Source organism: Lactobacillus sp. wkB10 (assembly GCF_000760615.1).
GTDB lineage: Bacteria > Bacillota > Bacilli > Lactobacillales > Lactobacillaceae > Lactobacillus > Lactobacillus huangpiensis.
Genome location: NZ_JRJB01000004.1, coordinates 158,994 through 165,257, shown reverse-complemented (window position 1 = coordinate 165,257; position 6,264 = coordinate 158,994). Strand labels below are relative to the sequence as shown.

Annotated in this window: 4 protein-coding genes; 3 read left to right on the top strand and 1 reads right to left on the bottom strand. The window is 38.2% G+C overall.

Translation table 11 applies throughout. From position 1 onward, the window contains the following. Positions 1-268 precede the first annotated feature (268 nt). Genes LACWKB10_RS04125 through LACWKB10_RS04115 form a run of 3 tightly spaced genes read left to right on the top strand, consistent with a single transcriptional unit; the run spans position 269 to position 4,702 of the window. A complete protein-coding gene (locus LACWKB10_RS04125) occupies positions 269-1,018 on the top strand; it encodes an ABC transporter ATP-binding protein (RefSeq protein WP_034979027.1) in 750 nt (249 codons plus the stop codon). A gap of 11 nt (positions 1,019-1,029) precedes the next feature. Continuing rightward, positions 1,030-2,835, top strand: a complete 1,806-nt coding sequence (locus LACWKB10_RS04120; RefSeq protein WP_034979022.1) for an FtsX-like permease family protein — start codon at positions 1,030-1,032, stop codon at positions 2,833-2,835. Positions 2,836-2,887: 52 nt separating this feature from the next. Beyond that, positions 2,888-4,702, top strand: coding sequence for an FtsX-like permease family protein (locus LACWKB10_RS04115; protein ID WP_034979019.1), 1,815 nt, complete (start codon positions 2,888-2,890; stop codon positions 4,700-4,702). Between the two features lie 250 nt (positions 4,703-4,952). Here LACWKB10_RS04115 and LACWKB10_RS04110 read toward each other — a convergent pair whose 3' ends face one another. Beyond that, positions 4,953-6,203 carry an MFS transporter gene (locus tag LACWKB10_RS04110; RefSeq protein ID WP_034979017.1) on the bottom strand — a complete coding sequence of 417 codons (1,251 nt, stop codon included), beginning with the start codon at positions 6,201-6,203 and terminating at the stop codon, positions 4,953-4,955. Between the last annotated feature and the right edge of the window lie 61 nt (positions 6,204-6,264).

The window sequence follows — 6,264 nt, the reverse complement described above, 5'->3', positions numbered from 1 at the left end:
TGAATGGTCTGGTTGAGGCGGTATTCACTGCAATTGTGACACCAATTATTGTGACGCCTCTCAACAAGGTGCTGCGCAGAGTGGGCTAAGAGAATAGAAGTGTTTTTAAGAAAAACTTAATATTCTTAATTGACCGTTAAAATAAGGAAAAAGTATTCAGATAAGTCTTTCTAACTCGGAAAGGCTTATTTTTTTATTGACAAAAGTTAGAAATACAATTAGTGTATTAGATAAATAGTACAGAAGTATTGCGAAGAGGATCTTACAAATGACTGAAATTTTACGAGTAGATCAAGTTACTAAGACATACGGCAAGCGGGGCGAAAAGCAGTACCAGGCTCTCAAAGGCATTAATTTTGCGGTTAATTCAGGTGAATTTGTGGCCATTATGGGCGCCTCTGGTTCCGGTAAAACAACTTTGCTTAACATTTTGTCAACTTTGGACAAACCGACAACAGGCAATGTTTTTATTAACCATGAGGATAACAGCACTTTAAATGCCAATCAATTAGCTGACTTCAGAAGTAAGCAAATCGGCTTTATTTTTCAGGACTTTAATTTGCTGGAAAATTTAACTAATCGGGAAAATATTGCCTTGCCTTTAAGTTTAAGGGGTATTTCTCCCAGAAAAATTGATCCGCTGGTTGATAAAATTGCAACTAGACTAGGCATCAAAGAAATCCTGCCGAAGTATCCCGCTGAAGTATCAGGTGGGCAAAAACAGAGAGTGGCAGCTGCCAGGGCATTAGTACATGAACCTGCAATTTTGCTTGCCGATGAGCCGACGGGTGCCTTAGATTCAAAGAGCGCTCGCGAATTGCTCTATACTATGGCAGATTTGAATCATAACGATGGCATTACCACTCTGATGGTTACACACGATCCGTTTGCTGCCAGCTTTGCCAGTCGTATTTTATTTATTAAAGACGGCAAGATTGGTGAGCAAATGTTGAAAAAAGGTCAGTCCAGACAAGAATTTTACCATCTATTAATCGACCACTTAGATACTGACGAATAAGGAGAACTAAAATGGTTTGGAAGTTGTCCTTAACGGGAATTAAAAGTCGTTTTAAAGATTATGCGGTTTTATTTTCCGGCTTGGTTGTTGCCAGCATGATCTTTTACATGTTCCTTACGATCACAATTAACCCCACTTTTATCAAAAATGATATTTCAGCACCAAGTAACTATGTTCGGTTCACTTTTGCCTTTGGTATTATCTTGCTGATAATCATTACCATGGTTTACCTGGTTTATGCCAATTCTTTTTTGTTGAGCATGCGCAAACATGATTACGGCATGTACATGATGCTGGGAGCTAAGAGTACCAAAATTGGGTTATTAATTTTTTTGGAAACTCTAATAACTGGCATTTTAGCTACACTAGTGGGTATTGTGCTCGGATTTGGCCTCACTGCCATAGTGTCACAGCTGTTGATATCTCGCTTAGGGTTGACGGTGAAACATTTTGCTGTTGTTTTACCAAACGCTATCATTTGGACGATTATCTTCTTCATTATCATGTTCTTATTCGGAGCTTTGAAAAATGTCCGTAAATTAACCAAGACGCCAGTAATTGAACTATTGCGCGATGACCAAAAGCCGGTTGCTTACAAACACCGGCCGGTCTTGCACTGGATTCAAGGAATACTTGGTCTGTTACTTTTAGCTGCAGGCTACTTTATTTTGGGTCTTCCAGGCGGTGCTATTTTATTTATTATTCCAGCAGCGCTGGTGACAATAGTCGCTGGTTCCTATTTCACATTTAACGCTTTTTTCAGCGCCTTAATCGGATTTTTGCTTAACCGCAGAAGCTTTTCTTATCATGGCATCCGGGTATTTACTCTAGGCCAGTTGAAATTTCGATTGCATGATTATACGCGAATTTTGACAGTTGTTTCATTGCTTTTTGCCTTGGCACTTGGAGCTATTACTGTAGGGCTTAACTTCAGCACGCTCAGTGAGCAACTTGAAGACAATTTTTATTACGACACTACTATTATCAGTGACTCTCCCAAAGTTGAGCAGGCTAAAAATAAACTGACGATTACCCGCGAGCAAACCTATCATTATAAAGAACAGGGTAAATATTTGTATTTTAACCGCAGTGAATTTAACAATAACCCAGTCAAAAACGTCAAGTTTTACATGAAAAATGGCAAACCGGCATACAAGAAGGTCAATTTGCCTACTGAGAAATTGGACGTCCCAGCAACATACGCTAATAATGCCTTTGGCGCTATGGTTCCTGATGGTATTGCTAAAATTATTCGCCTGGTTTCACCTAAAAAATGGACCGAGAAAAAAGGACAAGACAAGTTTGTCAGCTTTGTAAAAGTGAAAAACTTTGATCAGGATTTCCCCACCATATTAAAATTGCAGAAACAACAACTGAAGGAAAATTCTGCTTATTCGTATATTTATACTTCCAGCAAGGCAGGCAGTTTCCAGTTAATCAAGAATTTCAGCAGCGGTTTTGAATTTATGGGCTTCTTTTTAGGTATTGCCTTTCTAACCATGCTGGCTTCAACCCTGATGTTCAAGGTGTTAAGTGGTGCTGCTAGTGACAAGGTGCGCTACCAAATGTTATTTGAAATTGGCACAAGGGCAAAAGTTTTGCGTCAATCCATTAAAAATGAAATTGGCGTGCTGTTTCTTCTGCCCGGCGTATTAGGCGTAATCGATGTGCTCTTTGGCTTGAGGCTGTTTAAATTGCTCTTGCCACATCCATACCAGAACTTATGGATTCCTTTTACAATTTTTATCGTGCTATACCTGATTTATTACTTATTAACCGTAAAACTATATGAAAAAATCGTTCTGGAACGTGAGTAAAATTGGGAGCAGTAAGTAGATTCTTGTTTTTAATTAAAGAAAAGGAGCAGTAATGATTTGGAAACTGTCTGTGACGGGGATTAAAAATAGGCTAAAAGATTATCTGGTATTATTTTCTGGTTTAATTGTTGCCAGCATGATTTTCTACATGTTCTTGTCAATTGCTACTAACCCTGTATTTATTAGTAAAGATGTCTACGGTAGAACGGCATACCTGACTTATATTTTTACCTTTGGCATTATTTTGTTAGTAATCATTACATCGGTTTATCTTGTTTATGCCAATTCGTTTTTGTTAAGCATGCGTAAGCATGACTATGGCATGTATATGATGCTTGGAGCCAAAAGCACGCGGATTGGTTTACTAATTTTTTCTGAAACTCTGCTAACCGGCTTTTTAGCAGTTCTGCTGGGAATACTACTGGGGCTGGGGTTGACAACAATAGTTACCAAGGTGCTGGTAGGTAAGTTAGGGCTAGAAATTACTCACTTTAAGGCAATATTACCCAGCGCAATAATAGGGACTTTGCTTTTCTTTGTTATTATTTTTCTCTTAGGTGCACTGAGCAATGTGCACAAACTTACACATACTCCGGTAATTGATCTTTTACACGAAGATCAAACTCCCATTATTCTTAATCATCATCCAGTTTTGCGGGGAATTGAAGCAATTTGCGGTGTGCTTTTGCTGGCAGTCGGTTACTATGTAATGACTCTGTCCACCAGATATATTTACTTTCTTATTCCCACCGCCTTAGTAACTATTATTGCTGGCTCTTTCTTCGTCTTTAATGGCGTCTTTACAGCTATAATTAATTATTTACTTAATAAAAAATCTTTTTCATATCGTGGTATTAATGAATTTACTCTTGGTCAGTTGAAATTTCGTTTGCAAAGCTACACCAAGATATTAACTATGATTTCAATTCTGTTTGCCTTGGCTTTAGGTGCAATTACCGTGGGACTTAATTTTGGCTCCATGAAGGATGAGACGCAAAAAAGCTTTTATTATGATGCTACAATTGTTAGTCAGACGCCAGCAGTTAAAAAAGCAGAAGCGAAATTAACCATTACTAATAAGCAGACTTATCACTACAAAGAAAAGGGGATGCATCTTTACTTTAACCGCGCGGAATTTGAAAAACAGCCGCTGAAAGAAATAGAAATCTATTTTCATAACAATCAAGACAATTTACCTACATATAAAGTGAAAACACTGGTTACTGCCGAACTGGATAAACCGGAAACAGCTGCCAATAGCATTTTTAGCCAAATGGTGCCTAACGGCATTCCTAAGAAAATTAAGCTAGTTTCACAGCAAAGATGGAATACACTTAGTGGTCAGAAAAAATTCGTCAGTTATATTAATGTCAAAGACTTTGTCCATGATTTCCCAGTGATTAAACAAATTCAAAAAGAGCAACTAAGGGAAAATCGCAATTATCAAGATATTTACCTTTCTTCAAAATCATATAACTATAGCAATATGATTGGTTTTACCAGTGCGTTTGAATTTATGGGCTTTTTCTTAGGAATAGCATTTCTGACTATGCTCGCTTCGACGTTAATGTTTAAAGTTTTAAGTGGTGCCGCTAGTGACAAGGTGCGCTACCAGATGCTACATGAAATTGGAGCCAGGCCACAATTATTACGCAGTTCAATCAGAAAAGAAATTGGTACTTTGTTCACCATGCCTGCTATTTTAGGCATAGTAGATGTCCTTTGTGGCTTACAACTATTTAAAACATTGCTGATATCTCCATACCATAATATCTGGATTCCATTCACAATATTTATTGTGCTTTATCTGGGCTATTACTTGTTAACAGTTACGTTATATGAAAAAATTGTGCTCACAAATAAATAATTATAAAAAGACCGGATTTTGAAATAAATTTTCAAAATTAAAATAGTAACTCTTTAATTGGTGGGAATTCACGCAACATCTCATGAAAAAATAAGCCCAATATTTTGGGCTTTTTCTTGTGGATAAATTTAATTTCACAAAATCTTAATTTGGGGACGCTTTTATCCCTAGTATGCGAAAAATTGGTATAGGTTCCATTATTTAATGTTGGATTGATCTGGATTTTTTTAGTAAAAACATCAATAAATTTTTATGCAATTTCAGTTTGTTTTGTTTTGTTGACTTTTATCATTACAGTTAAAGTAACAGTGAAGACGATTGCACTAAGTCCTAGGACACCGTACAGGGCATAACTAACGTTGATTGTACCAGCTATGGTGGTAAATAATGTCGTCATTAATGGACCAGCGATTGCCAAGATTGTGTTTAAAAGCCCTGCTGAAGAAGATAATATTTTGCGATCTACGGAGACAACCAACCATTGCTTTAGCTTAGGACTGCTCGTACCAGCTAAGAAACCAAGAGTGGTCATTAGAATAAGGCAGAACACTATATTCTTATTTAGGATGACAGTAGCCATAATGGCACTACTAATAGTAGATAATAAAGATAGCTGGAAAAGCGAGGTGTTTTTAAGGAGTTTGGTGCCGACTGCACTGCCAAGAGCTAAACCAATTGCGGCAGCGGCTCCTAGAAGTGCGATGGTGAAACTATAACTGCCGATAAGCATGCTTTTGTTACCAGCAATAACGATAGAAATTAATGGCTGGACAGAACTGAGCAAGCCATTAAGCATAGCTACAACTAAAACAATCGTTAAAAGTCCGTGGGCTTGCCTTACTTGCCTCAATGATGAACCAATTGTGGCAAAGAAGTTTTGGTCATTTACCTCTTCCGTCTGTTCAGGCTGTTGCTTATGAACGTTCGTCCCAATGTTGGCATAGAGTAAGCCGGCTGCTAAGAAGGTCAGCGCATTGACAATGGCCAGTTCTGAGTATGACATGAAGAGCAGGAGCCCGGAACCGACGAATTGTGCGACCAACGTAATTAGTTGTGATACGCCACTGGTAAAACCCTGGGCTTCAGCCATTTCATTTTCACCGACGAGACCAACAATTAAGGGTGTTTGTAATCCACCAGAATACATGCCGGAGAGATCAGACACAAAGTTGAGTCCGATAACCATTAAAACTAGGCTCCAGCCGGCAATATTGGTGACAAATAGTAGGCCTACCAGCATGTACAGGGCAAAGCGGATGACTGCAAGCCAGACAATTACACGGTACTTGTTGTGCGTCCGGTCCGCCAGGTAGCCACTGAGACTTTGAATAAGGTCTGGAAGCGATTCGGTAATCGCAATCAAAGATAATGCTAGAGAATAATTTTTTAATTTGCTGGCATAAGTCATGAGAGCCAGGTAGAACAGAATGTTGCCTGCACCGGATAACCAGCTGGCGAGGGTGAATTTTCTGTAGTTTTTATTCTTTAAAAAAATGTTCATGTTTTTGCCTCTTTTCTTAACTATATATTTAGTATATTTTGGTTATAATGAAAAAGAGAGG